Source organism: Campylobacter coli, assembly GCA_039516895.1.
Taxonomy (GTDB): Bacteria; Campylobacterota; Campylobacteria; order Campylobacterales; family Campylobacteraceae; genus Campylobacter_D; species Campylobacter_D coli_B.
Genome location: CP154437.1, coordinates 297,997 through 324,229, shown reverse-complemented (window position 1 = coordinate 324,229; position 26,233 = coordinate 297,997). Strand labels below are relative to the sequence as shown.

Below are 26,233 nucleotides of genomic sequence, written 5' to 3'. Positions count from 1 at the left end.
GATTATTTTCCTTCTTTAGCAATTTGCGCAGTGTGTGGGTGCTCACTACCCGCATAAATTTTTAATTTTTTAAGCATCGCTCTACCCAAATTTGTTTTAGGAAGCATACCTCTAACTGCTAATTTGTATAATTTTGCAGGATTTTTTTCAAGTAAATCTCCGAATTTTTCGCTTTTTACGCTTCCAAAATATCCTGAATGTCTGTGATAAAGCTTATCTTCTGCTTTATTTGCACCTGTAAATACAGCTTTTGAAGCATTGATGATAATCACATAATCACCACAATCAACATTAGGAGTAAAGCAAGGTTTGTTTTTACCTCTTAAAATTGTTGCTACTTCAGTTAAAAGACGACCAAAGCGTTTGCCTTCTGCGTCTAAAACAATCCATTCTCGTTTAACTTCGTTTGGCTTTGTTATCTTTGTCATAATTCTTTACCTTTGCCAAAAATTTTTTGAAAATGAGATTATAATTATTTTTACTTAAATAATACTTAATTTAAGAATATTTAAAGTTTAAGTATTTTCTTGGATAATTGTAACCTATTCTTAAATACTTTATACTACAATTAAGGTATAAAATAATTTAGTTTAAGGTAGAATAATGTTAGATTTACTTATTAAACATAAAATAAAATTTACTATTGCTTTTTTATTGCTTATTTGTGCTTTTGCTTTCTATATTTATTATAGTGGAGAAAACAGCAAATTTTATATAAATAATCCAAACAAACAACACTCTCTTGAAAGTAACAATAATCATAAAATTTTGAAAGAAAAATGCAACAAGGGGGATAGCAAGGCTTGTTTTAATATATTTGCCTCTTACAATTTTACAAATGAAGGTTTGGCAATAATTGGTTTAAATGGTAAATATAGTTTTATGGATACAAATGGAAAAATGATAATTAACCCTAAATTTGATGGTGTGAGTTTTTTTAGAAATGGTTTTGCCGGAATTAAACTAAATAATATATGGGGCTTTATAGATAAAAATGGAAAATTTGTAATAGAACCCAAATTTGATGATGTTAATGATTTTAATGAAAATCTTGCGGGAGTTAAACTAAACGGAAAATGGGGCTTTATAGATAAAAATGGAAAATTTGTAATAGAACCCAAATTTGATGATGTTAATGATTTTAATGAAAATCTTGCGGGAGTTAAACTAAACGGAAAATGGGGCTTTATAGATAAAAATGGAAAATTTGTAATAGAACCCAAATTTGATGATGTTAATGATTTTAATGAAAATCTTGCGGGAGTTAAACTAAACGGAAAATGGGGCTTTATAGATAAAAATGGAAAATTTGTAATAGAACCCAAATTTGATGATGTATGTTTTACTATTGAAACAAGATTCGAAAACTCTTATATTCAAAATAAATTCTTTAAGCTTGCTATATACAAAAATATCTGCGATTGGAGTTTTAATAAGGGAATGACTAGAGTCAAATTAAATGGAAAATGGGGTTTTATAGATAGAAATGGAAAATTTACAACCAAGCACGAGTTTAATTCTGTCGATGATGAAAATCTTACAAAATTTGAAATGAATGGAAAATGGGGTTTTATAGATAGAAATATCGAATTTGTAATAGAACCTAAATTTGATGAAGTCAATAATTTCAATCAAGGAATTGCAAAGGTCAAATTAAATGGAAAATGGGGTTTTATAGATAGAAATGGAGAATTTGCGATAAAACCTATTTTTGATACAATAAGGTATTAAACCTCTATTATCTCCACCTTATCTTCTAAAACATAGACTAAAAAAGCTTGAGTTGATTTCTTAGCCAAGATCTTCTCGATAGCTTCTTTATAAAGCAAAACCTGCTCTTTGTGTTTGTTGAAATTCAAACCTGTTTTATAATCTATAATGATGGCTTCATCTTCACCCAAAGCAAGTAAATCAAGCTGTTTGATCTCACCTTGAAAACTCAAAGCTTGTTCTTTGAGTAATTTTTTATTTTCGATGAGTTTTTGAAATTGGGCATTAGCAAGTAAATTTTTTATCCTTTTAAAAAGCTTTTCAAAATCACCGTGATTTAAAAAATGTCTAAATTTACCACTCACTTTCTGACAAAGAATGTCAAAATTTTCTCCTTGTGGAAGCTTTAAATTCTGCATAAAAAAGTGAAAAGCATTTCCAAAATAAATTTCATCCGAGCTTGTATTTTCTTTTCTTTCTATATCCTGTAAAGGAATTTTTTCAAATTCCTTTAAGGCTTGAAAGCTTTCTTTTTGAGGCAAGTGGGTGTCATTGGTTTGAATTTCTATCTCGCCTAATTCTTGAATTTCAATATCAAGCATAGTGTTTAAATAGCTTGGATAGTTGCCATTTTGAAATGAAGCATTTCTTTTGATGATGATAAGACTGTCTTTTGCCCTTGTAAAAGCAACATAAAGCTTATTGATATCATCTTCGTAATCTGCTTTTGTGATTTTATCTATAAAAGCTTTATATTCGCTCTCTTGAGTCGCTTTTCGGTAGCTATCTTTTATGTGAAGCTCCCAACCTTGATCGATATCGTACTCAAGCATTATGGTTTTATTGTTGGGATTGTTTTTTGAAAGACTATCAAGTAAAATCACATGATCAAATTCCAAGCCCTTGGATTTGTGCACAGTCATGATATTTACACCTCTATTTTGCTCACTCATAATTTTTAAAGTGCAAGGCTCAAACAAAAGCTTTAAAAAATCATCCTTGCTTTTAGCGTATTCTATAAACTGAATCAAAGCCATATCATTAAGATCAAGTTTTAATTCTTTGATCAAATAAAGCACATTTTGCACAGCACTTTTTGCCAAATCAAGCTTTAATTTCAAAGGCTCAAAGCCTAACATTTCTTTCAAAAAATGCAAGTAAAATTCGTCGCCAAAAATGCAGTATTTAGCGTATTCTAAAAGCACTCTTACGCAGGCTTTATTTTCGAGTAAAATATTACTTTGAGTAAAGGCTGGGATATCTTGCTCGTGTAAAAAATCCAAAATCATATCCGCATCGTTATTTTTCCAGCACAAAATGCAAATATCATCATAAGCGATATTTTTACTTTTTAAAAATTTAAGCTGCTCTAGCAAAGCTTCTAGGGTTTTATCTTGAATTTCTTTAGCTTGATCTTTATCCACCTTTATTTCTTGCGACTCGATCACACGCACAAAGCCACCTTTTTTGCTTTCTAAAGAAAGTTGAGGGGTATAGTCTTTAATCTTACTTTGAAAGGTTTTATTGACAAAATCAACCAAAATTTGTTTAGAGCGGTAATTGATCGTGAGTTGATCTTTTTGAATTTGTTTAAATTCAGTTTGCAACAAATCAAAAAGTTCTTTTTTACCCTTTCTAAAACGATAGATACTTTGTTTTTTATCGCCCACATAAAAAAAGGTTCTATTTTTCTTCACGCCCTCGCCCGAAACAAGCTCGGCGATCAAAGGTCTTAAAATTTGATACTGCACCACGCTAGTATCTTGAAATTCATCGATTAATAAATGAGAAATATAGCCATCCAAGCGAAAATAAATCATATCTTTAAAATCACTTCTGATAAGATCTAGCACCCTTCGGCTAATATCACTAAAGCTTAAAGTATTTTTATCTTTTTGGATAATATCTTTAGCCTTGCTAAAATGGCTTAAAAGATTCATTAAATTTGCGATCTTATATTCTTCAAGCTCTTTAGCATAAGCATTTAAAGCTTTGATGAATGCTTTTCTTTTTTGGCTAAATTGGACATCGCTATCTTCTAAGTCTTGCAGGTATTTTGGAGCACCTGTTAAATTCAAAAGATCTGACTTTGCAAATTGGCTTAATTGAAGCACTTCATCTTTAAAATGCGTGCATAAATATTTATATCCTTTGACATGATCTAAGCTTAAACAATAAACCCTTAGTTCATCATAGGCTTGATTGATAGAAGCTTTTGAAGGATTAGGAATCCTTACACATTCTTTAAAATACGCATTTTCATAGAATTTCTCAAGCTCTTCAAAAAAATCATGATTATCTTCTAAACTCACTTTATAATAAGCCAAATCTTTTAATTCTTGACGATTGAGTAATTTTAAAAAAACAGCCCTAACATCAAGCTTTTCTTCACTTGTATCAAAATCGCTACTCAATCCCAAATTTAAAGCAAAAGCTCTTAAAATTCGACTAAAAAAAGAATCAAATGTACCTATCTTAAGCACTTGTCTTAAAAATTCTTGCTTTTTCTTATCTCTTAAAAGTATCAGCTCATCTTCTTCGCACCCTAAAAGCTCACAAAGCTCTTTACATTCGCCTTTTTTACTTTCTTTTTCCAAATTTAAAAAAGTATCAATAATCCTTTTTTGCATTTCATTGGCAGCTTTTTTGGTAAAAGTTAGGGCTAGAATTTCATTTATTTTTGCTCCTTGTAAAATAAGAGCCACAAAACGCACACTTAAAGCAAAAGTTTTACCGCTTCCTGCGCTTGCTTCTAAGGCTAAAAAAGGTTTAAATTTCATCTAAAATCCTTTTTGTAGATGATTTTATAAGGGCAATACTCATCTTTATCGTTTTCAAATTCAATCTCTTCTTCTCTTTGCTCAAGCAAATCTTTTAGACATTCTTTAAGCTCATCTAAGCTTTTAGCCTTTTCTTCAACAAATTGCATTTGATTTAAATCATAAAATTTTGCTTCTGCATTTTCATCGTATAAAGCCTTATAAAAAGCTAGCTGAAAGGATTTGCTAGGGACTTTTCCGCTTTTATAATCAATGATAAAATGTTTATCCTCAAGCTTATCGATACGATCAACAATACCCTTAAGCCTGATCGTATGATTTTGGATATTTAAAGTTTTATGGTGTTCCTCTTCTTGCTCAATCACCTTATAGCCTAATTTAAAATGCTCTTCTTCGTTTTTGGCAAATTGTATAAATTTTAATTTAAAAATTTCAAGCTCAAGTTCGCTAATGCCGTATTTTTGATATTCTTGCTCTAACAAATCATTGAAAATTTGTAGGTTGAAATTATTTTTAGAATAATTCTTATAATAAAGTTCGAGCATTTTATGGATAAAATTTCCTTGATTTTTAGCCCTGCTTTCATCGCTTAAGGCTCTAGCTTCAGGTAATTCTAAAATATAACGATAAAAATAAGTTCTTTTTTGATATAAAAATAAATTCAAACGACTAAACGATAATTCTTTTTCAAAAATATCGTGTTTTAAAACAGGTGCTTTTATAGGATTTAAATTTAATCTTACACCTTGATAGTCGAGTTTTAAAGCATTTAAATAGGCCTTAGAAGGTGTGGTTTTTTCTTCAAAAAAATTAAAATCAAGCTCATCTAAAAAACGCGACCTGGTTTGCTCTTCATTCTCCACAAAACTAATGCTAAGTTTTTTAGCATTTCTCATCAAATTTTCATAATAAAGTCTTTGTAAATTCTCTCTTCTTTCATAGCTTATAAGCCCTGCTTTTTTACGCACTTCATTGTTTAAAAACAACTCATTAATACTTCTTTTAGGAACAAAATCTTCATTAAAATCAAGTATGATAACACCATCAAAACTAAGCCCCCTGCTTTCTAAAAGTCCCATAACAGTAACTTTTCCACCACCAACATGACTTAATCTTATTTGATCTAATTGCATGAAAAAAAGTTGCATGAGTTCTTTAAGCTTTAAGGATTTGTTTTTGAGCAAATCTTTTATAAAATAAAGCTCTTTTTGCACCAAGTTCATAAGCTCTTGACTTTCATCTTTTAAAAAACTATGGATTAAATTTTCAAAATACTGCAAATCACAAATTTGATCAAAGCGGGCTCTAAAATCTTCAAATTGAAGTTCTAAATAATGCAACAAAGTATTATGATAATCAAAAATTATTTTTTCTTGCTCAAAATAATTCTCATCTGTCTTATAGATAAAAGCATCTGAATTTGCTCCATTATATAAAGCTTTGATCTTTTGATAAAACAAACTTTCTTTAATGCTTACTCCACTAGCAAAATTTAACATATTGTTTTTATCAAAAAGTTTTAAAAGCTCACAAAAACTTTCATCAGGAGTGATGACGGCTATCTTTTCAGGATCTATTCCCGCTCGGACAAAATTAGAAATTTCATCCATAACAAAAGCACACTGCAAAGATCTAAGCTCGAAGGCTTTTAATTTAACTAAAATGTCAGGATGTGAAAGTTTTTCTTGTTTTAAAATCTTTTTTTGTGAAAGATTGACTTCATAAAACATATCAAGTTCTAAGTGTATATCTTTTAAAAAGTCAAGTTCTAATAGGTATTCAAGATTAAATTTACTAGTTTTAAAGCCTATGATTGTATCTTTGATTTTAGAAATCTCACACAGCAAATCCTCTTCAAATTTGCTTAAAAAACCTTGCAAGTCATAATATATACTTTCATATTCATTTAAAAAATCCAAATTAAGCTTATAGTCTTGAGCTAAAGACAAATCATCGTATAAATTGTGTTGCTTAAGCAAAAGAAGATAATTTGTATAAACCTCGTCCAAAATTTCCAAATGCTCATTGTAGGTTGCATAATAATCATTGTTTTTAAGATCTTGTATGCTTTTTTTCTCTGAGCTTAATTCTTTAAAAAATGAAAAAAGATATTCATTGTTTTTTAAAAAATTAAAAAATTCGGCCGAAATGCCTAATTTTTTTTCTAAATCTTTACTTTTTAAACAAGCTTCTTGCATTAAAAGCAAACTCTCATAAGAGCTTGCTTTAAAAGAGTTGACTACACATACTCGATCTAAAAAATCTGATACAAGAAAAGCAGAATCAAGTAAAGCGTTTTTAGCCTTTGCTTTTTCTTGATATTCTTTAATCTTTCTTGAGGAACTAAATATTCTTAGTATCATTGAGCGTTTAACTCATAACTAAAAAAGCCTATGATTTCATCTTCTGTGCTGAGTTTGATTTTTAATTGCCATCTACCTTTTTCAAGCTGAGGCAAAGACACACTTAAGACTCCATCTTGAATTTGTCCTAAAAGTTTTTGATCAAATTCTCTTGTATGAGGTCTTGTAAGCAAAATTTCGCTCTTTAAATTTTGTGTATTTGCTTTATCACTTAAAGTTGTTATTTTAAATTTTGCCAAATAAGAATCTGCATCGATTGTATAACTTACAATTTTTCTTTTACCGATTAAATCAACTTTATCATTTTGAAATTCAATCTTAAACAAGGCATCAAATTGCTCTTGTTGTTTTTGGATAACATTAAAATTGTTTTCAACATTTTGATAAGAGTCAAAATAAAAATCATCCTCATATACAGGATAATTACTTGCTACCACAATAGTTGCTATACAAGCAACCACAATAGCAAAAATCGAAATTAAAATTCCATAAGGCCAAAAGGTTTTTTTGCTTTTAAGCATTTTTCTTCCTTTTCATTCTTCTTTGGGCGTAGTATAACAATGCAAAGCAAATAAAACCATAGATTAAAATTCTTAAAATATTAATAGTATCACGGTTTGCATTACCTATAGAATGTTGCAATTCAATCCCTCTAGCTTGCGCCAAACGATCAACTATATCTCCATAACCATTTAAAATAGCCGCATTATAAATATCACCCTTATTAGTCGCTAAAATAGGCAAAATAGAACCTGTCCCTGGATAAGGACTGAGTATGGCTTCTTTATCGATTAAAGCCAAAGCTCCTTTAGAACCTATGATGTCTACTTTATGTGAATTTTTAGATAAAACAAGTAAAACATAAGACTGTGGGAGTTGCTTGTGTAAGTCTAGTAAAGTTTGAAAATCACTCTTATCGCCGATTGCCACACCGGCAAAAATTCCGCTTTTTTCCTGAAGCTCTTTACCGATAAGATTAATTTCATCTACTACTTTTTGGTTAAGTACATTTTCATTAAAAATCACAGGCTCAAGTGCAAGAATTTGCACAGGTAAAAAGAATAAAAAGATGGCCAAAAAGCCATCTTGTAATATTTTTCTCATCCTATGTGAAGATGGTTTGCGGTTAAAACCGACCATGCAGTAATCGCAGCAGTCACAACTAATCCAATAACAATTAAATATTCTAAAGCTTTATTCATTGTGCTACTCCTCCTATGCTTTTATGATCTTGTTCTTTTGAGCCAAGCATTTTTACATTTTGGATATCTTTGAGACTATAGGGTTGTTGCATTACTTCTTGTTGAGCCTTAAGACCCCAAATAGTTAAGCCCACTAAAATTGCGAGCAATAAAACAGTAGCAATCAACATACCTGTAACACCTGAAAGAGAAAATACGCATCTATTAGTGTTTTCCATTATTCACCCCTTGAAAGAGAAATTACATATTCACCAACAGCTTCTTTTTGAGTATCATTCAATATAGAAAATGCTGGCATAGCTCCGATAAAGCCAGTTTTACCACTATGTAAAACATCTACAACAAATGCTGCTGAACCGTATTTTGTAAGATCAGGGAAAATTCCATCTTGACCTTTTCCATCTTCACCATGACAAGCTGCACAAGTTGCATAAGCTTCTTTTCCTTTGGCAACTAAATTTTCATTAGAAGTTTTTTTGATAGCAGAAAGCTCTTTTGCCACATAAGCAGCAATTGCAGGAATGTCTTCTTCAGAAATTCCCAAATCCGCAGCAGCAGGCATTTCTCCACCAGGGAAATTCATACCTTTTGCACCGTGTTTAATCGCATCTACTAAGCCTTCTTCACTACCCCAAATATTTAAATTTTGAGCTTTTCCATTGATACCATCGCCTGTAATTCCATGACAAGCAGAACATTGAACCAAAAAGATATTTTGTCCCATAGCTATCTTATCTTCAGTAGATAAGTTTTGGAATTTCTCTTCAAATTTAGCATTATAAGTCTTAACTTCTTCATTATACTCGCCTATACTTGAGTAAGAATTTAGAGGATAACCCCATAAAAAATACCAAATCGCCCATACTATGGTAAGAAAGAATACAACAGCCCAGCCTGTTGGAATAGCATTTTTATACTCTCCTATGCCATCCCAGCTATGCTCACTTAATTCCCCTTCACCTTTTTTTTCTTTCATATATTTAAACATTCTACCAACGACTACAAGAGTAATCAATATAATAAGAATCGCTCCAATGAAAGATAATAAATTAACATTATCTTGCAAATTTAACCATTGCATCAAGCACTCCTTTTACTTTCTAAAACACTATCATCGATATCATCGCTCAAAGCGAGATTTGCATATTTTTCATAATTTCTCTCGCCTTTTTTTTCTGCCCTATAAAGATGATACCAATAAGAATACAATACTATTGATAAAAACATTACAAATAGAAAAAATCCATAACCTTGAAAAATTTCCCATTCATGTTTTTGCACTGCTGATAAATTCAAAGTGACCAAATTTTTAATCACATTCCAAATAATCGCTAAATGTTCCATATTTTTACTTTAAGCTATTTAAATAAGCGATCAAGGCAACAATTTCCTTAATCTCGCCCCTAGCAAAAGCATCTTTCACTTCTTGATTTTTCATTTGATCAACTATAGCTTGTGCTTCAGCTTTTATTTCAGCTTGCGCTTCTTCCCAAGTACCTAACTTTGTTCCATTTTCAGTATCATAAGGAACATTAAATACTTTTTTAACAGTTAAAGCTTCTGCATAAGCAGTTTCCATATCAGCATTGTTTTTAAACATATGCTTATAAGCAGGCATGATAGAATTTGGAACAACTGAAACAGGATCCCACATATGGTTTTCATGCCAATCTGTAGTTCTATAATTTCCAACACGCATTAAATCAGGACCTGTTCTTTTTGAACCCCAAAGGAAAGGTCTATCATAAGCAAATTCACCACTAACAGAATACATACCATAACGATCGGTTTCAGATTTAAAAGGACGAATAAGCTGTGAATGACAAGCATTACAGCTATCTTTGATATAAATTTGGCGTCCTGCAAGCTGTAAAACCGTATAAGGCTTCTTTCCTTCTATAGGTCTTGCATTTTCTGCAAAATTTGGCAGCACTTCAATAATCCCCGCATAAGCAATCACAATAAAAACAGCGACAGCAAAAAAGAATGGATTTTTTTCTAACCAACTAAACATTTTCTCTCCTTTTTATGCAGCCATAGGCGAAGCGCTTTTTGGCTCTTTATCAAGCACTTTTCCACAAGCAATTGATTTATAAATATTATAAGTAAACATGAAAAATCCTATAAGATATAATAAACCACCAATTGCCCTAATCCAATAATAAGGTATAATAGCTACAACAGTGTCAATAAAGCTGTAAAGCAAGTTGCCGTATTCATCTGTAGCTCTCCACATCATACCTTGAGTGATACCTGCTATCCACATAGAAGCAAAATAAAGCACTATACCTGTAGTTTGAATCCAAAATTGTGCTTCCATTAAGGATTTGCTATAAAGCTCTCTTCTAAATATTCTAGGAGTCATATGATAAAGCGCTGCCATAGTCATAAAGCCAACCCAACCTAAAGTTCCATCATGAACGTGTCCTGGAATCCAATCTGTAAAGTGAGCTAGAGCGTTTACTGATTTGATCGAAAGAATTGGACCTTCAAGTGTTGAGAACATATAGAAAGTTGATGCTAAAATCATAAATTTAATCAAAGGACTTTCGCGAAGCTGACCCCATTCACCCTTCATAGTAAGTAAGATATTGATTGCTGAACCCCAAGAAGGCAAGATAAGTACGATAGAGAAAACTGAACCCATAGTTTGCATCCAATCAGGAACGGTAGAATAAATCAAGTGGTGTCCACCCGCCCAAAGATAAACAAACATTAAACCCCAAAACGCAAATAAAGAAAGTTTATAAGAGAAAATCGGCTGACCGCTTTCTTTTGGTAAGAAATAATAAATTTGAGCAATAATACCAACAGTAAATACAAAAGCAACCGCATTGTGCCCATACCACCATTGAACTAAAGCATCATTTGTCCCTGCATACATAGATACACTATGCCACCATTTACCCATTTCTGCAACGAAGTAAGTTGGAACCGCCATATTGTTGAAAAGATAAAGCATAGCGATACCTAAAAATGTAGCTATGTAATACCAAAGAGAGATATAAAGAGTTTTTTCACGGCGAATGCCGATAAGCCCAAAAATGCTTACACCCCATAAAACCCAAATAAGCACAACAAGAATATCTAAAGGCCATTCAAGTTCAGCATATTCTTTAGAGGTGCTAACACCCGCAAATAAAGAGATTACAGCTATAATCATGGTGATCATATAAAGCCAAAAATGAAGCTTGCCTATAGCCATTAGAAATTTGGATTCGGCCATACTCACTTTAAGAACACGCTGTCCTATATAATACCAAGTTGCCCAAATCCCTGAAAGCATAAAACCAAAAATCACACCAGAAGTATGAAGCGGTCTAAGCCTTGAAAAAGTAGCATATTCGCCTGCTAAATAATTTAGGTTAGGATATGCCATTTGAAAAGCTATAAGAGTTCCTATAGCCATACCTATAATCCCGAACAATATAGTCGCAAACATGAAATATTTTGCAACCGTATAGTCGTAATTTAATGCATTACCTGGGTGCATCGACTTTCTCCTTAAAATTTTTAAGATAACAAGTTTATATTATAAACTATTAATTATACATTTTTTCTTAAAGCCAATATTTTTGTTAATCATTTGTTATTTTTTATATTTTAAGGAAATTTTTTGTCCTAATTTTCTATATTGATTTTATACCCCAAACCTGGAACATTTTTAATAAATTTTTCCCCGACTTTATCTCTTACTCTTTTTATAAAGGTTCTAACAGCAGTATCGCTAACATGCTCGCCTATCCAAACATTTTTCTTAATATCTTCATGCAATACCAAAACCCCAGGCTGCTTTAAAAGCAATGAAATAAAAGCGAGTTCTTTTTTGGTTAAAACTATTTCTTTTCCTTTATAAATTAGCGTTCTTTTGGTTTTATTGAATTGATATTCTTTAGAAATATCAACAAGAGCATTAGCTTCTATCTTTTCACCTACTAAATAATCCAAAACTTTGAAAAGTTCATCTATATCCACAGGTTTGATTAGATATTTATCTATACCTATATCAATAGAGCGCAACAATCTTTCTTTTTCCGAAAAAGCACTAAGCACTACTATAGGAACATCATTTGCTATTTCTTTAATTTCCTTTGACATATCAAGTCCATCCATGATAGGCATAGCAATATCTGTAATAATCAAATCAGGCTTAAATTTTTTAAATTTCTTTAAACCTTCATCACCATTTTGTGCGCCTATTACCTTACTATAACGAGAAGATAAAACATTAACAAGTGATTCTCTAATCTTTACCTCATCTTCTACAACCAATATAACCAATTCTTTCATAAATTTAATTCCCCTCTTGCAACTTTAAATATATTTCAAAGCAAGCTCCATCTTTTATATTTTTGACTTGAATTTTTCCACCAAAACTCTCTACAATTTGCTTGCTGATATAAAGCCCCGCTCCTATACCTTGACTAGGATGTTTAGTTGTAATATAGGGTTGAAAAATTTTATCTAAAATATTTTCATCAACCCCGCCTGCATTGTCCCTAACCTTAACTTTAATATAATTTTTTCCGAATTTCGAAAAACTAAATATAATATTTTTTACTTTTTGAGTTTTAAACGCCTCTATGGAATTTATAATTAAATTTAAAAAAACTCTCATTAGGCCATTCTCATGTGCTACAACTCTATAATCTGTTTTTGAGATTATTCGAGTGTTAACTTGTTGCTTTTCTATGGTTTCAAAAGCGATTCCAATTACTTTATTTAAAATTTCTCTCAAAGAGACATGATTTTTTTCATTTTCATTGTTTTTAAATAAGGTTCTAAAAATATCAATTGTTTCTGACATATTTTTTATCGTACTTTTAGATTGTAGATAAATTTCAGTAAAACCCTTCTCATCTTGAACATTTTGCTTCATTTGAAACATAGCAATACCAAGCTCATTTAGAGGTTGTCTCCACTGATGTGCAATATCGCTAATCATCTGCTCTATAGAAGAATTTAAAATTTCTTTATAAATCTTTTTTGTATCTTTCTCATTTTTTTCTAAAGCAACTTTAAGCTTATACTCAAAATCTTTGCTTAGTTTTGCAAATTCTTCCTTGCGCTCTTTAGCTATCTTTTCAAGATTTACACTAATTTCACGCAATTTCGCATGATTTAATACAAGTTCTTCATTTAATTTAAAAGAATTGCTAATATCGTAAGATAAAGCAGCAATTTCATTTAAATTACCCTTTTTATCCACAATAGGAATTAAAAATGCGTCAAGATAAAAAGTTTTACCTAGTTTATCAATATTTTTAAAAACCACCCAATAAGCTTCTTTTTGCCAAAGCTTTTCCAAAAGCTGATTTATATAATCTTCTTTAACATCAGGATGCTTTAAAATAAAATGGTGCTTTCCAATCAACTCTTTTTTACTATAGCCACTTACCTTGCAAAATTTTTCACTTGCATCGATAATTATGCCTTGTAAATCAATTTTAAAAAAAATTATATTTTCTTCTATTGCTTTTAAAACTTGCTCGGCAGCTGAATTTGCCATTTAAAAAGCCTTAAAGCCCATATAAGCTAAACCTACTCCATAAGCAACAATAATGAAATAAGATACATAATTAAACACTTTTTTCAAAAATACACCCAAATATTGCGATATTTTAACAAAAAAAAGCATCGCTGGAAGGGTTGAAAGACCAAAAACTAACATAACTAAAATGCTTTCTGTAACATTTTGTCTACTCATTGCATTGGCTAGAAAAAAATACACCAAACCACAGGGAACAAACCCATTAGCAAAACCTAAAATCATTGCCGATTTTACACCTTTAAAACCCATAGATTTTTTAATAATCTTTTTTATAAAATACTCAAAAAAAGTGCGATTTTCGATAAAAGCAAGGATTTTACCTCTAAAAATTAAAGACAAACCTAAGATTACCATAAACACACCGAGTATAAAAAAGGATAAACTTTGAATTTTGGCATTTATAGCTAATAAATTCCCAAATATCCCAAAGATTATTCCTAATAAAATATAAGAAAAAATTCTAAATAATTGATAAATAAAAGTTAATAAAAACAAATTTTTGTGGGTCGAATTTAAATTCATAAAAGCTAAAATAAATCCCCCACACATAGAATAGCAATGCCCAAAGCTCGATAAAAAGGCTACGCTAAATATAGCCAAAAAGTCAAAATTCAAAGGAAGAAAGTTCACATTAAATTCATAAATTCTTTAAAAATATATTTACTTTCGTGTGGGCCTGACGAACTTTCAGGATGGTGCTGTACTGAAATAATAGGATAGTCTTTGTATTTTACACCCTCAACATTATCTCCAAAAAGATTTCTATGCGTAATAATCGCTACCTCACAAAGCTCTTCAGGGACATTATAGTTATGATTTTGAGCAGTGATTTCAACGCTTTTATTTTCTAAATTGATCACAGGATGATTAGCTCCGTGTTGTCCAAATTTCATTTTATAAGTTTCATAACCAAAAGCGTTGCTTAAAAGCTGATGCCCTAAGCAAATTCCAAGCATAGGAATTTTAGCCTCGGCTAATTTTTTAATTTCAGCAATCTCTTGTTTTAAAATTTTTGGCTCTCCTGGCCCATTTGAAAGAAATACACCTTGAATTTGACCTTTTTGATAAAGCTTGATAAGTTCTTCTGCCTTGGTATCATAAGGAAAAACTTCTACCTCTAAGCCCACTTCTACAAGCTCATTAAGGATATTTGCTTTCACACCATAATCAATAACAGCAACTTTTTTTGTATTTTTTTTAGCCTTGTTGTAACTTTGAGTAGTATTATTCCAAACTCCATGTTTGTGAGCGTAGGATTTTTTAGTGCTTACTTCTTTTACAAAATTGATCTCATCTATTTTTGCAGATTTTTCTAAAGCAGCTTTTAATTCTTCTTTATTAGAGATTTCAGTTGAGATAACCGCTCTTAAATTTCCGCTGTCTCTTAGCATTTTTACTAAATAACGAGTATCTAGTCCATAAACTCCTATTTTTCCATGCTCTTCTAAATATTCTTGTAGACTTTTTTGAGCGCGGAAGTTTGAAAAAGTAGGACTTAATTCTCTCATTAAAACGCCACTTGCAAAAATTTCTTTACTTTCATTGTCATTTTCATTGGTTCCTACAATGCCAATTTCAGGCATAGAAAAAATGATAAATTGTCCTGCGTATGAAGGATCAGATATTATCTCTTGATAACCCGTTAAAGAAGTATTAAACACAAGCTCACCGAAAAAAGTTCCACCCTTGCCAAAAGCCTTAGCAGTTAAAAAAATATCGTTTTCTATATAAATATAAGCTTTCATAATTTAAAACATTCCTTTTTTTCTAAGCTCTTCTTGGTAAAGTTTTTCAAAAATAAGCTCATACTCCTCACTACCTGGAACAGGTTTTGTTTTATAATTACTTATTTTTTCATAAACTTCATCTTCTAATTTTTCATAAATTTTAAGATAGTCATCTATACTAGAAAAAATCAAATTTTTTACTCTATTTTCACTTACCACAAAGTTAATATAATCATTTTCTATAAGTTCTTCTAAAATTCTATGTGCTAAATGATTATGTCTATCTTCGGAATTTAAAATCACACTAAATTCAGGGGCTAATTTTTTCTTAACAAGCCAAAACATATTCTTACGATCTACTTGCATAAGCTCCATTTCATCTTCTTGTTGTTCCAAAAGCTCTTTAACTCTTTCATCTAGCTTTCTTTCATTCATAAGATCATCTTCTAAAATTTGTTTAATGCAAGGGTTTAATTTTTCTATATTGTCTTTAATTTCAACAAAAGAGGAATGTGCAATGTCTAACATTATTTTATTTGTAATATAAGGTATATGTGGCAATTTTATACGCATTTTCAAGCCTTTTCACTAATAGTTTTGAAATAATAATATATTTTTGGTAAAAGAATGTTAAAAAAATAAATTTTTAATTGCTTTTATTATTATCCATATTTTTCAGCAATAAGGTCAATTCACTCGCTTTTGCAGGATCCATTTTAGAAAGCACTCCTGAAATTTTTCTAGACTCTAAAGATAGCATGATTTTACTCGCTTCCTCAGCGTCCATTTGAGTTAAAACATCAGCTATTGCAGTATCTTTCATTTGCGAATAAATTTCTTTGATCCTACCTTCTGTTTTTTCATTGATAGAATTTAAAATTTTTTGTTGCTCTTCTAAAAGTTTTGTATTTTGCTCTTTTAAACTCTCAATCTGTGCCAAAGTCGCATTTACTTCAGCCTCTCTTTGATTTAAGACTTCAAGCCTTTCTTTTTGCAAAGCTTCAAAAGAAGCTTTGTAAGCTTCCAAAGCTTGTCTTGCTTCGTCAAATTCTCTTGTTTGAAGTTCAAGTTGTGCCTTTCTAGCTTCAAAATATTGCTCACAATCTTGCTCAGCCCCCCAAGCTAAATTTATAAAAAAAGCCAAGAATAAAAGTTTTTTATACATTTTTTTCTCCTTTTAAAAAACGAGTGATAGCAATTTCATCTAAAATTTTTTCTTCGATTTTAGCAAGCTCTTTTTGCTTTTGTTTGATTTCTTCGGCTTCTAAAACTTTTATTTTTTCATAATCTAAATGGGCTTTTTGATATAAAAACTGGTAGTGATTTATCTCTTTTTTGGATAACTCAACCTTTTCTTTAGCCCTTGCTAAAGCATCTCTACCCACTTGAGCCATAGTTAAATTTGATCTTAATTCTGCAATAGAGCCCGAGCTAGGTAAAACAGATAAGCTTTCACATTCTTTACGCGAAAGCTCGTAAAGCCTTTCATTTTCAATCTGTCTTTGCTTTGCTGCATTAAGATTGCTTTGTGCTTTATCAAGTTGTTGTTTTCTTACTTTTGCAACGCTATTGTATTTACTTTTCATAAAATGATAGTATCATCTCTTTCAGGACTTGTTGAAATGTATTTTATTTTCACACCACAAAGTTCTTCCAATCTTGCGATATATTTTTTAGCATTTTCAGGCAATAAATCATAATCCTTTATACCAAAAACCTTATCCCATCCATCCATTTCTTCATAAATAGGCTTAACATTTTCTAAATCACTTGGAATATAATCAATTTCCATACCCTTATATTCATAAGCACGGCAAATTTTCACCTTTTCAAAACCATCTAAAACATCAAGTTTCATTAAAGATAAAGCATCTAAGCCGTTTAGTCTTGCAGTATATTTTACCGCAATAGCATCAAACCAACCACAGCGTCTTTTGCGTCCTGTGCTTACGCCTATTTCTTTGCCTATTTGAGCTATTTTTTCTCCACTTTCACCCTTATCTTCAGTAGGAAAAGCTCCATTCCCCACGCGCGTGGTATAAGCTTTTACTATACCTATGATAGAACCCACTTCTTTAGGATTTAGGCCAAGACCTGTTAGAGCACCCGCTGAAATTGTACTTGAACTTGTTACATAAGGATAAGTTCCATGATCTATATCAAGCATAGAGCCTTGTGCTCCTTCTAAAAGCACTTTTTTATCTTCATCCAAAGCTTTCCAAAGCATTCTTGTAGTATCTGTTATAAATGGGGTTAAAATCTCACTGAAGCGTTTTAAATCACTAAGCAATTCATCTGAATTTGGAATTTCAATCCCTAAAAATTCTAAATAATTTTTATTTGCTTCAAAATCTTTCATTAAAGCATTGTGAAGTCTTTGAGGATCTAAAAGTTCTCCTACTCTATGTCCGGTACGATTAATCTTATCTGCATAAGAAGGCCCTATACCTTTGCCTGTCGTGCCTATAGCATCCTTACCTTTGAGTTTTTCTTTGGCAATATCTATCAAAGAATGGTGTTTTAAATTTAAATGTGCTCTATCGCTAATATACAATCTACCTTTTAAATTTTCAAATTGAGCCATTTCAGCGATTAAAACTTCAGGAGATACCACAACTCCATTGCCAATCACATTGATACACCTTGAGTGTAAAACACCACTTGGCATAAGATGAAGTGCGTATCTTACGCCATTTACCCAAATGGTATGTCCTGCATTATGCCCTCCTGCACTGCGACACACATAGTCATAATTTTCACATAATTTGTCTACTACTTTACCCTTACCTTCGTCACCCCATTGAATTCCAACAATAATATCTGCTTTACTCATTATTTTCCTTAAATTTTACGGCGAGAAGATGAGAGAATCGAACTCCCCAAAGAATAGTCAACTACCCTTTCATCTGATTTGAAGTCAGTGGCGATCACCAGATACGCTAATCTTCCAAAGTTATAATTATAACTACTTTTAAATGAAAAACAAAATAAATTTTCAAATTTTATCAAAGCATCGCTAATTTTTGACTTTAGTTTAAAATTAAGTTATAATCTCACTCTTTTTTTCAGCATCAAGGTTTGATGATTACGATATTTAGGAACTTCTTTGAAATCTTTCAAACAAAAATACTTAATCAATTTTTGGGACAATTCCCGCGCTATGATAACGCTTGGAATTTTAAGTGCAGTATACTTTGGAATTTTTGGCGGTGTTTGGGCTGTTACAGGAGAAATGACGCGTTGGGGTGGAGAATTTTTAGAGCTTTTGGGTATGGATTTAAATGGATATTCTTATTATCAAAAGCAAAATTTAAATGGCACTCCTTTAACAAGAACTGATGGAATCATGCTTATAGGTATGTTTATAGGTTGTTTAATCGCTGCGCTTTGGGCTAATAAAGTCAAATTTCGCTTACCTGCTAGCAATATAAGAATCTTTCAAGCCATAGTAGGTGGAATTCTTTCAGGCTATGGTGCAAGACTTGCCTTTGGGTGTAACTTGGCAAACTTTTTTACGGGCTTGCCTTATTTTTCATTGCATACTTGGTTTTTTGGTGTTTTTATGGTTTTAGGAATTTATCTTGGTGTAAAACTTTGTAACACTTCCTTTTTTAAACCTAAAGCAAAATTAGAGTGTGTCAATAAAGAAAACATTCCTTTAGTCAAACAAAGCTCGCGTACGAAATTTCATTTTGTCTTAGGTAGTATTCTTTTTGTAGCCTTTTTAATATGGGTGTTTTATCTTGTGCTTGTTAATGGCAATATAAGCACACAAAGCAAACAAAGCCTTTTAGCTTTAGCACTCATTTTTGGCTTTGCATTTGGTTTTATCATCTCCAGAGGACAAATTTGCTTTACTGCTTGTTTTAGAGATTTATTCTTATTTGGTAGAGAAAATGCTATAAAAGGTGCTTTAATCGGTATGATAATCGCTTCTTTGATCGCTTTTGCTTTCATCTTACATGGACACAATAGCAAACTCATCGAACTCTCTCCCGCAGTGGCCATTGGGGCATTTTTATTTGGTTTTGGTATAGTTTTCGCAGGGGGTTGTGAATGTGGATGGACTTATCGTGCTTGCGAGGGACAAAGTCATTTTATGATAGTGGGTATTGCAAACATTATAGGAACGATGATTTTAGCTCTAACTTATGACTTTTTACCTAGTGCTTTTAAAGAGGGTGTAAAAATTAACTTGCTCAATGAATTTGGAAATTTAGGTGGATTTTTCATAAATCTAGCTCTTTTTATTTTAATGTTTGCTTGTGTTTTATTTTATAAAAAACACTTCTTTCAAAAACTAAACCCAAAAGGATAAAAAATGAAAATTACTTATACTTTAAATTTAGAAGGTGAAGCTTGTCCTTATCCTGCTATTGCTACGCTAGATGCTTTACCGCAACTTAAAAGTGGAGAAATTCTAGAAGTGCTTTGTGATTGTCCACAAAGTATCAATTCTATACCTCAAGATGCAAAAAATCGTGGTTTTAAAATTCTTGAAATCGATCAAAATGGTCCAACGCTTCGATTTTTGATCCAAAAGCCTTAAAATTTAGCTCTAGTTTTAATCTCAAAAACTAGAGCAAATAAAATTTCATCAATATAAATCAAATTTTTTCAAACATATCTTACTTACTAAAAAAGTTTTTGCAAATTTTATAAGTCAAATTTAGATAAAAAAGAAGCAGGAAATTTAGAGGATATTGAAACAAATATCCTCATTTTATAAAATAATCTTAAAGTTCTTTTAGCATTCTTTCATATGCAGCTTTAGTTCCTGGACGGACTTTAGTAAGTAAGCTTGTAATGATTATCACTGCTGAAGCAGCTATAAAACCTGGAACTATCTCATAAATAGGGAAATTAAAGAGTTCTGCTAAATAATTTTTCCAAAGAACAACCACAGCAGCTCCTGTTATCATACCTAAAATTGCCCCTATTCTTGTCATTCTGCTCCAAAATAAAGAGAAAAGCATTACAGAACCAAAACTTGCTCCAAATCCCGCCCATGCATAAGCTACGATACTTAAAACACTTGATTCTTTATCCGTTGAAATCACAAAAGCAACTAATGCCACCAATAAAACACCCATTCTTCCTAAATTCATCACGGTTTTATTAGATGCTTCTTTGTTGAAAATTCTTTTATAAAAATCCTCTGCTATGGTAGAGCTTGATACAAGAAGTTGCGAACTTGCTGTACTCATAATAGCAGCTAAAATAGCACTAAGTAAAATACCTGCTATCCATGGATTAAATAAAAGTTGCGACATTACAATAAAGATTTTTTCAGGATCTTGAAGAGTAAGCTCAAATTTATGCACATAAGCTATCCCTAAAAGACCTATAAAGCAAGCACCTATCAAAGAAATCACCATCCAAGAAATTCCTACAAATGTAGCCGTAGGAATATCCTTAGTAGAACGAATAGACATAAAACGCACCAAAATATGAGGTTGTCCAAAATATCCCAAGCCCCAAGCAAGCGCAGAAACTATACTTAACGCTCCTATACCCTCACCCATAGATAAAGCATTAGGCTTAATTTCTTCTATAACAGCCATAGCCTCACCAAAACCGCCTAAATGATAAAGCATAACAGCAGGAACAACGATCAATGCACCCATCATTAAAAGTCCTTGAAGCAAATCCGTCCAACAAACTGCTTTGTATCCGCCTAAGAAAGTATAAGCAACAATGATAAGTGTCCCTGTAGTAAGTGCGTATTCATATCTTATACCAAAAGTTGCTTCAAATAATTTTGCTCCACCCACAAGCCCTGATGAGACATAAAAGGTGAAAAATATCAAAATGACGATCGCACAAACTATACGCAAGATATGTTTATCATCATCAAATCTTGTTTCAAAATAATCAGGTATTGTAATCGAATTTGCAATCACACTTGTATAAATTCTAAGTCTTTTCGCTACAAAGCTCCAATTCAATAAAGCTCCAATACTAAGCCCTATGGCAATATAACTCTCTATAAGTCCACTTGCATACAAAGCCCCTGGCAAACCCATCAAAAGCCAACCACTCATATCAGAAGCCCCTGCGCTTAGTGCAGAAACTACTGGACCTAAAGAACGCCCACCTAGGAAATAATCCTCTGTATTTTTATTTTGTCTATAAAAATAAAAACCTATATAAAGCATTAAAGCGGCGTATGCCACAAACATTATCGCTATGGGGGTATTAATTTGAACTGTTTCCATTTTTACTCCTTGATTTAATGATGATTTAACGCTCTAATGCCTAAATTTCCATAACGATGGAAAGATATACTTAAAGCTTTTTCGTTGTGATAAAATAAAAGTTCAAAACGACCATTTAACAATGGCTTTTCTCTGATGATAATCTTAGCTTTTTTTGCGGCCTCTTGATAAATTTCATCTTCCATACTTACTTTTCCATGATAGCGGATTCTCTCAAAATTCTTCAATCTTGAAACAAATTTCGCCTTGCTTTCATTTGTGATTTCAAGATTTAGATTTATAGCTTTGCAAAGTTCTTTTACTAAAGAAATTTTAGCATTCTCTTCATAGCTTACGCTCAAAGGGATATTTAAGATATTGGCTGCGATGATAACTCCTAAAATATCTTGCAAATTATCATTCTCGCACACTCTAAAAGCTAAATTTTTAATTTTAGTATAAGAAAAGAGATTATCCTCACCGCGTATATTGACATAATCTTTTGAAACGCTAAATTCATTTCTGTGATGATATGCATAGGATTTTGCCATCAAAATAGCATTATTTAAGGATTTTTTATTTTCTTCATTTGTGCCAAGATCTATTTTTTCTAGAGTTTTTACGAGTTCATTGTTGAGTAAATTTTCATCGGCTTCATTTGTGTTTATATCCAAAAACTGGGTTATATAATTATAAATTCCCACTTTTCTACCAAAACCTATAGCGGATTTTTTCACTCCACCAAAAGGTTGGCGAAGCACTATAGCTCCTGTTGTAGGTTTGTTGATATAGATATTTCCTGCTTCTATATGAGTGTGAAAATACTCCCATTCTCTTTCATCTAAGCTCTCAAACCCTGCAGTAAGACCATAGCCTGTTGAATTGACTATCTCTATAGCTTCTTTTAAATCTTTTGCTTTCATTACACTTAAAATTGGTACAAAAAGCTCATTCATATGAGTGAAATCACCCTTTTTGGTGCCGTATTTTATCCCTGGAGTCATCAAATAAGGATTGTTTTCTAAAAATTGAGGTTTTAAAGCCCATTCTTCATAAGGGGCTAATTCATTTAAAGCTTTTTCTACTTTAGCACTAGGCTTATCTGCTAATGTACCTAATTTATTTTTAAATTCAAAAGGATTTCCCACAGCCATAGAAGCAGCTGCATCTACTAAAGTCTTTTTAAATTCTTCATCTTCATAAACTTCTTCTTCTAAAACAAGCAAAGAAGTAGCCGAGCATTTTTGACCGCTGTTGCTAAAAGCAGAATGGATAATATTTTTAATCGCGCTGTCACGATCTGCAAATTTAGAAACAATCGTAGCATTTTTTCCACCCGTTTCAGCACTTAAAAGCAAGGTAGGATTTGCTTTAAGCATAGCATAAGCCGTATCTTCTCCACCTGTAAGTATAGAGAATTTCACTGCTTCATCAACAAGTAAATATTTAGAAATATCACTTCCTTTTGAAGGCAAGAAAATCAAAGCATCTTTGCTAATTCCTGCATCCCAAAAACACTTACAAAGCATATAGCCTGTTAAGGTTGAAAGCGAAGAAGGCTTATAAATTACGACATTGCCCGCTGCTAATGGTGCTGCTATGGTTCCAACTGAAATACCTATAGGGAAATTCCAAGGAGCTATGGTTACTCCTATGCCTTTAGGGCTAAATTGAGTATTTTTATTTTGCTCTCTTAAAACCTTTAGAGAATGTGGATAAAATTCAGTAAAATCGATAGCTTCACTTACTTCTGGATCGATTTCTAAGAAAGTTTTTCCCACCTCAAGTGCGGCCAAACCTATCAAATCCCCACGACGCTCTCTCATCAAATTTGCAGCCTTAGCTAAAATAGCATGAATTTCATCAAAACTTGTATTTTTAAAATTAGAATTTTTAGCTACTTCAAGAGCTTTTTTAATTTCATTTTCACCTGCTAAATAAGCTTTTCCTATCACTCTATCTTTGATTTTATCTTTAACTTCTAAGACATTTAAAGCATTTTTATCAAATTCTAAATCTCCAATTACAGGCATTACATCATAATTTTCTAAATTTTCATATTTAGCCCTTATGACTTTAGCCCATGCTCTATTTTGTGGTAAAATAAAATCCGTATCGCTTTCGTTATTAAACACTCCACTTTCATAAGCACTTACTACATTTGGAGCTTTGTTTCTATCTTGGATGCGGTGTGTGCTATTATCAAGCGTTTTAATACCTTCTAAAGATTTTAAGAAAAGTTCTTTTTGTACATTCCAGTTATTATCTCCAACTTTGAGATTGAAAAAATATCTCATGAAATTATCTTCACTTGTATTTTCATCAAGGCGTCTTACAAGATAAGCAATAGCATTATTAAAATGCGCTTCATCGCAAACAGGTGCATAAAGAATTAAATCATGCATTTTAGATAATTCATAAGAACATTGTAAACTCATACCCTCAAGCATTTCAAAAGTAAAAGAATCAAGAGCTCCTGCCTCACTGATGCGTGTGTAAGCATAAGCGATTTCAAAGATATTGTGGCTTGCGATACCTATATTGATATATTTATAATTATCTCCCTCTAAAACAAAATCAAGCATTTTGTTGTAGTTACTATCTGTGTCTATTTTTTTATAAAAAGTAGGAAGTTCCCATCCTCTTTGACTTGCGATCGTTTCTTCACTTTCCATATTTGCACCTTTTACAAAGCGAATTTTAATAGGCTTCATTCCTTTTAAAACTCTTTCTTTTGAAAAAGCAAAAAGTTTTTTAAGATACTCATAAGAATCAGGTATGTAAGCTTGTAAAACAATACCCGCTTTAATATCAAATTTAGAAACACTTTCCATAAAGGCAGCAACGGTTAGTTCTAAATCTCTAAATTCTTCCATATCAAGATTGATAAATTTACTCACACCTTGCTTTTTTTCTTCTTCTAAGGCTAAAGCATAAAGATGATCAAGTCTTTTAACCACTTCATCCTTGGAGTATTCAAAGTCAATAATATTAATTTGTGAAAAAATAGTAGTGATTTTAATCGAAATATAAGTAATATAGCTTGATTTTAAAGCTTCTTCATATTTTTGAATGCGGTATTTGCTTTCTGCTTCGCCCAAAACCTCTTCACCAATCAAATTCACATTTAAAGTGATATTATCTTGATCCTTTCTTTTACGCATATGAGGTTCTAAAACACTAGGATTTGCATCCAAAACCATAGCTTTAGTATCTTCTCTTAAATGTTTTACAAAAAATGGAACGCTTAAATTAGGTGCAAATTTACCAAAATTTAAAAAACTAAAGAGCAAGAATTTCTCAAAAGCGCTAAAAAAATCTGCTATACCATACTTATTTAAAGTATGTTCGATAAGCTCAAAACTTGCTCTTTTATCCTTACATCTAAAAGAACGGTCAAGCAATTCGATCAGCATGACTTTATTTTCAGGATTATTAAGAAGCTTTTGCATTTTAGCATGGAATTCTTTTTCAGAATTTGAAATGTTTGCTTCTATTTTTCCTTGCAATTCTTCAGCTAAAGCTAAGGATTTTTGTATCATTTTTACATCTCCTAAGGATAAAATAATATTTTAAGTAAAAATAATATCATAAATAAAGTAAAAATAAGATTTTAAATTCAAAAAATGTATAAAAAAGGATTAAAAAATTTTTTACGGGTATATAAGTAACAAAAATTAAGAAAATAAAAATCTATCATCTTGTTTAGCTACTGCTTTGGCAACAATTTTAGCTTTAATATTTTCATCTTCTAAAGCTTTAAGGCATTCTAAAGCCTTTTTCTCTTCTATGGCGATTAAGAGTCCTCCTGAAGTTTGAGGATCGCAAAGCAGTAAATCTTCCTCATTTAAACTAGGATAAAGCTCTTGCATGAAATCTAAATTTTTATAAGCTCCACCAGGAATCAAACCCATATCAAAATATTCTTTCACACCCTCTAAATAAGGAAGCTCGTTTTTAAAAATCATAAATGAAATGCTATCATTTAACATTTCTCTTAAATGTCCTAAAAAGCCAAAACCTGTAACATCGCTCATCGCATTAACCCCAAAACGAAGTGCAATTTGACTGGATTTATAATTTAAACTCATCATACTTTCAAGCATACGATCTAAATGTTTTTCTTCTAACATTTGAGCTTTTAAAGCTGTACTTAAAATACCCGTTCCTAAAGGCTTGGTTAAAAGAATCAAATCCCCTTCTTTAGCGGTATTATTAGCTATAAATTTTTTAGGGTGCACTTTTCCTGTTACACTAAGTCCAAAGAAAAGCTCACTACTTTCTATAGTATGTCCACCAACGATAATGCCACCACATTCTTGAACCTTGTCATTTGCACCTTGCAATAATTCTTGCAAGATATTTAATTCATGATGGCAAGTATCAAAGCCTACTATATTTAAAGCATTAATCACCTCTGCACCCATAGCAAATACATCACTTAAAGCATTGGCTGCAGCAATAGCACCAAAATGATAAGCGCTATCTACTATAGGAGTGATGAAATCAAGCGTTTGCACTAAGGCTAATTCAGGACTAATTTGAAAAACACTTGCGTCTTCATTATTGCCGATATCACTGAGTAAAGCTGGGCTTGTTTGCATGAAATTTAAAATTGTTTTAAGACCACCCGGGCTTAATTTCGCTGCTCAACCTGCTGCTTTTACAAAGTGTGTTAGATTCTGGTTTTTGTATTCCATATT

General features: G+C 31.6%; 25 protein-coding genes and 1 tRNA gene. 3 read left to right on the top strand and 23 right to left on the bottom strand.

Translation table 11 applies throughout. The features are described from left to right. Positions 1-2: 2 nt before the first annotated feature. Positions 3-428 carry a 50S ribosomal protein L13 gene (gene rplM, locus AAID94_01530; protein ID XAK24228.1) on the bottom strand — a complete coding sequence of 142 codons (426 nt, stop codon included), beginning with the start codon at positions 426-428 and terminating at the stop codon, positions 3-5. Between the two features lie 175 nt (positions 429-603). Between rplM and AAID94_01525 the strand changes: the two genes are divergently transcribed. Further along, positions 604-1,731, top strand: a complete 1,128-nt coding sequence (locus tag AAID94_01525; protein ID XAK24227.1) for a WG repeat-containing protein — start codon at positions 604-606, stop codon at positions 1,729-1,731. Here the strand turns inward: AAID94_01525 and AAID94_01520 are convergent. The 19 genes from AAID94_01520 to AAID94_01430 form a co-directional block, all read right to left on the bottom strand. After that, the gene (locus tag AAID94_01520; protein XAK24226.1) at positions 1,728-4,490 is read right to left on the bottom strand and encodes a RecB-like helicase; all 2,763 of its coding nucleotides are present in this window, start codon (positions 4,488-4,490) and stop codon (positions 1,728-1,730) included. The genes AAID94_01525 and AAID94_01520 overlap by 4 nt on opposite strands. Then, positions 4,487-6,853: a PD-(D/E)XK nuclease family protein gene (locus AAID94_01515; GenBank protein ID XAK24225.1), complete on the bottom strand. Its 2,367-nt coding sequence runs from the start codon at positions 6,851-6,853 to the stop codon at positions 4,487-4,489. Before AAID94_01515 ends, AAID94_01520 begins: the two co-directional genes overlap by 4 nt. Further along, positions 6,850-7,374: a FixH family protein gene (locus AAID94_01510; protein XAK24224.1), complete on the bottom strand. Its 525-nt coding sequence runs from the start codon at positions 7,372-7,374 to the stop codon at positions 6,850-6,852. Before AAID94_01510 ends, AAID94_01515 begins: the two co-directional genes overlap by 4 nt. Then, the gene (locus tag AAID94_01505; protein ID XAK24223.1) at positions 7,367-7,957 is read right to left on the bottom strand and encodes a hypothetical protein; all 591 of its coding nucleotides are present in this window, start codon (positions 7,955-7,957) and stop codon (positions 7,367-7,369) included. Before AAID94_01505 ends, AAID94_01510 begins: the two co-directional genes overlap by 8 nt. Beyond that, positions 7,954-8,055 carry a hypothetical protein gene (locus AAID94_01500; GenBank protein XAK24222.1) on the bottom strand — a complete coding sequence of 34 codons (102 nt, stop codon included), beginning with the start codon at positions 8,053-8,055 and terminating at the stop codon, positions 7,954-7,956. Before AAID94_01500 ends, AAID94_01505 begins: the two co-directional genes overlap by 4 nt. Next, the gene (locus tag AAID94_01495; protein ID XAK24760.1) at positions 8,052-8,276 is read right to left on the bottom strand and encodes a DUF4006 family protein; all 225 of its coding nucleotides are present in this window, start codon (positions 8,274-8,276) and stop codon (positions 8,052-8,054) included. The genes AAID94_01500 and AAID94_01495 overlap by 4 nt, the downstream gene beginning before the upstream one ends. Next, positions 8,273-9,136, bottom strand: coding sequence for a c-type cytochrome (locus tag AAID94_01490; GenBank protein ID XAK24221.1), 864 nt, complete (start codon positions 9,134-9,136; stop codon positions 8,273-8,275). The genes AAID94_01495 and AAID94_01490 overlap by 4 nt, the downstream gene beginning before the upstream one ends. Next, entirely contained in the window at positions 9,136-9,399 is a 264-nt protein-coding gene (locus tag AAID94_01485; GenBank protein ID XAK24220.1) for a cytochrome c oxidase, cbb3-type, CcoQ subunit, read from the bottom strand. The genes AAID94_01490 and AAID94_01485 overlap by 1 nt, the downstream gene beginning before the upstream one ends. A gap of 4 nt (positions 9,400-9,403) precedes the next feature. Then, positions 9,404-10,069 (bottom strand): cytochrome-c oxidase, cbb3-type subunit II, encoded by a 666-nt coding sequence (gene ccoO, locus AAID94_01480; GenBank protein XAK24219.1) that lies wholly within the window; start codon positions 10,067-10,069, stop codon positions 9,404-9,406. A gap of 12 nt (positions 10,070-10,081) precedes the next feature. After that, positions 10,082-11,548 (bottom strand): cytochrome-c oxidase, cbb3-type subunit I, encoded by a 1,467-nt coding sequence (gene ccoN / locus AAID94_01475; GenBank protein ID XAK24218.1) that lies wholly within the window; start codon positions 11,546-11,548, stop codon positions 10,082-10,084. Between the two features lie 128 nt (positions 11,549-11,676). After that, a complete protein-coding gene (gene bumR, locus AAID94_01470) occupies positions 11,677-12,345 on the bottom strand; it encodes a butyrate response regulator transcription factor BumR (protein ID XAK24217.1) in 669 nt (222 codons plus the stop codon). 4 nt (positions 12,346-12,349) lie between these two features. Beyond that, positions 12,350-13,564, bottom strand: a complete 1,215-nt coding sequence (bumS, locus tag AAID94_01465) for a butyrate sensor histidiine kinase-like phosphatase BumS (protein ID XAK24216.1) — start codon at positions 13,562-13,564, stop codon at positions 12,350-12,352. Continuing rightward, a complete protein-coding gene (locus AAID94_01460) occupies positions 13,565-14,236 on the bottom strand; it encodes a sulfite exporter TauE/SafE family protein (protein XAK24215.1) in 672 nt (223 codons plus the stop codon). Next, on the bottom strand, positions 14,233-15,351 hold the full coding sequence (gene carA, locus AAID94_01455; GenBank protein ID XAK24214.1) for a glutamine-hydrolyzing carbamoyl-phosphate synthase small subunit: 1,119 nt from the start codon (positions 15,349-15,351) through the stop codon (positions 14,233-14,235). The genes AAID94_01460 and carA overlap by 4 nt, the downstream gene beginning before the upstream one ends. 3 nt (positions 15,352-15,354) lie before the next feature. Next, complete coding sequence (locus AAID94_01450; GenBank protein ID XAK24213.1) at positions 15,355-15,906, bottom strand: DUF507 family protein; 552 nt, start codon at positions 15,904-15,906, stop codon at positions 15,355-15,357. 73 nt (positions 15,907-15,979) lie between these two features. Continuing rightward, on the bottom strand, positions 15,980-16,498 hold the full coding sequence (locus AAID94_01445; protein ID XAK24212.1) for a MotE family protein: 519 nt from the start codon (positions 16,496-16,498) through the stop codon (positions 15,980-15,982). Then, a complete protein-coding gene (locus AAID94_01440; protein XAK24211.1) occupies positions 16,491-16,919 on the bottom strand; it encodes a flagellar export protein FliJ in 429 nt (142 codons plus the stop codon). The genes AAID94_01445 and AAID94_01440 overlap by 8 nt, the downstream gene beginning before the upstream one ends. Continuing rightward, a complete protein-coding gene (locus tag AAID94_01435; GenBank protein ID XAK24210.1) occupies positions 16,916-18,166 on the bottom strand; it encodes an adenylosuccinate synthase in 1,251 nt (416 codons plus the stop codon). Before AAID94_01435 ends, AAID94_01440 begins: the two co-directional genes overlap by 4 nt. A 21-nt stretch (positions 18,167-18,187) precedes the next feature. Further along, positions 18,188-18,282: transfer RNA gene (locus tag AAID94_01430), tRNA-Sec, on the bottom strand. A 157-nt stretch (positions 18,283-18,439) separates the two neighbouring features. Between AAID94_01430 and yedE the strand changes: the two genes are divergently transcribed. Next, positions 18,440-19,651, top strand: a complete 1,212-nt coding sequence (gene yedE / locus AAID94_01425; GenBank protein ID XAK24209.1) for a selenium metabolism membrane protein YedE/FdhT — start codon at positions 18,440-18,442, stop codon at positions 19,649-19,651. Positions 19,652-19,654: 3 nt separating this feature from the next. Then, positions 19,655-19,882 carry a sulfurtransferase-like selenium metabolism protein YedF gene (gene yedF, locus AAID94_01420; GenBank protein ID XAK24208.1) on the top strand — a complete coding sequence of 76 codons (228 nt, stop codon included), beginning with the start codon at positions 19,655-19,657 and terminating at the stop codon, positions 19,880-19,882. Positions 19,883-20,069: 187 nt separating this feature from the next. On the opposite strand, the gene putP is transcribed toward yedF, so the two are convergent. The 3 genes from putP to selD all read right to left on the bottom strand — a co-directional run bounded on the left by putP (position 20,070) and on the right by selD (position 26,230). Continuing rightward, complete coding sequence (gene putP / locus AAID94_01415; GenBank protein XAK24207.1) at positions 20,070-21,551, bottom strand: sodium/proline symporter PutP; 1,482 nt, start codon at positions 21,549-21,551, stop codon at positions 20,070-20,072. Positions 21,552-21,565: 14 nt separating this feature from the next. Then, the gene (locus AAID94_01410) at positions 21,566-25,072 is read right to left on the bottom strand and encodes a proline dehydrogenase family protein (GenBank protein XAK24206.1); all 3,507 of its coding nucleotides are present in this window, start codon (positions 25,070-25,072) and stop codon (positions 21,566-21,568) included. 135 nt (positions 25,073-25,207) lie between these two features. Then, positions 25,208-26,230 (bottom strand): selenide, water dikinase SelD, encoded by a 1,023-nt coding sequence (gene selD, locus AAID94_01405; GenBank protein XAK24205.1) that lies wholly within the window; start codon positions 26,228-26,230, stop codon positions 25,208-25,210. Positions 26,231-26,233 lie beyond the last annotated feature (3 nt).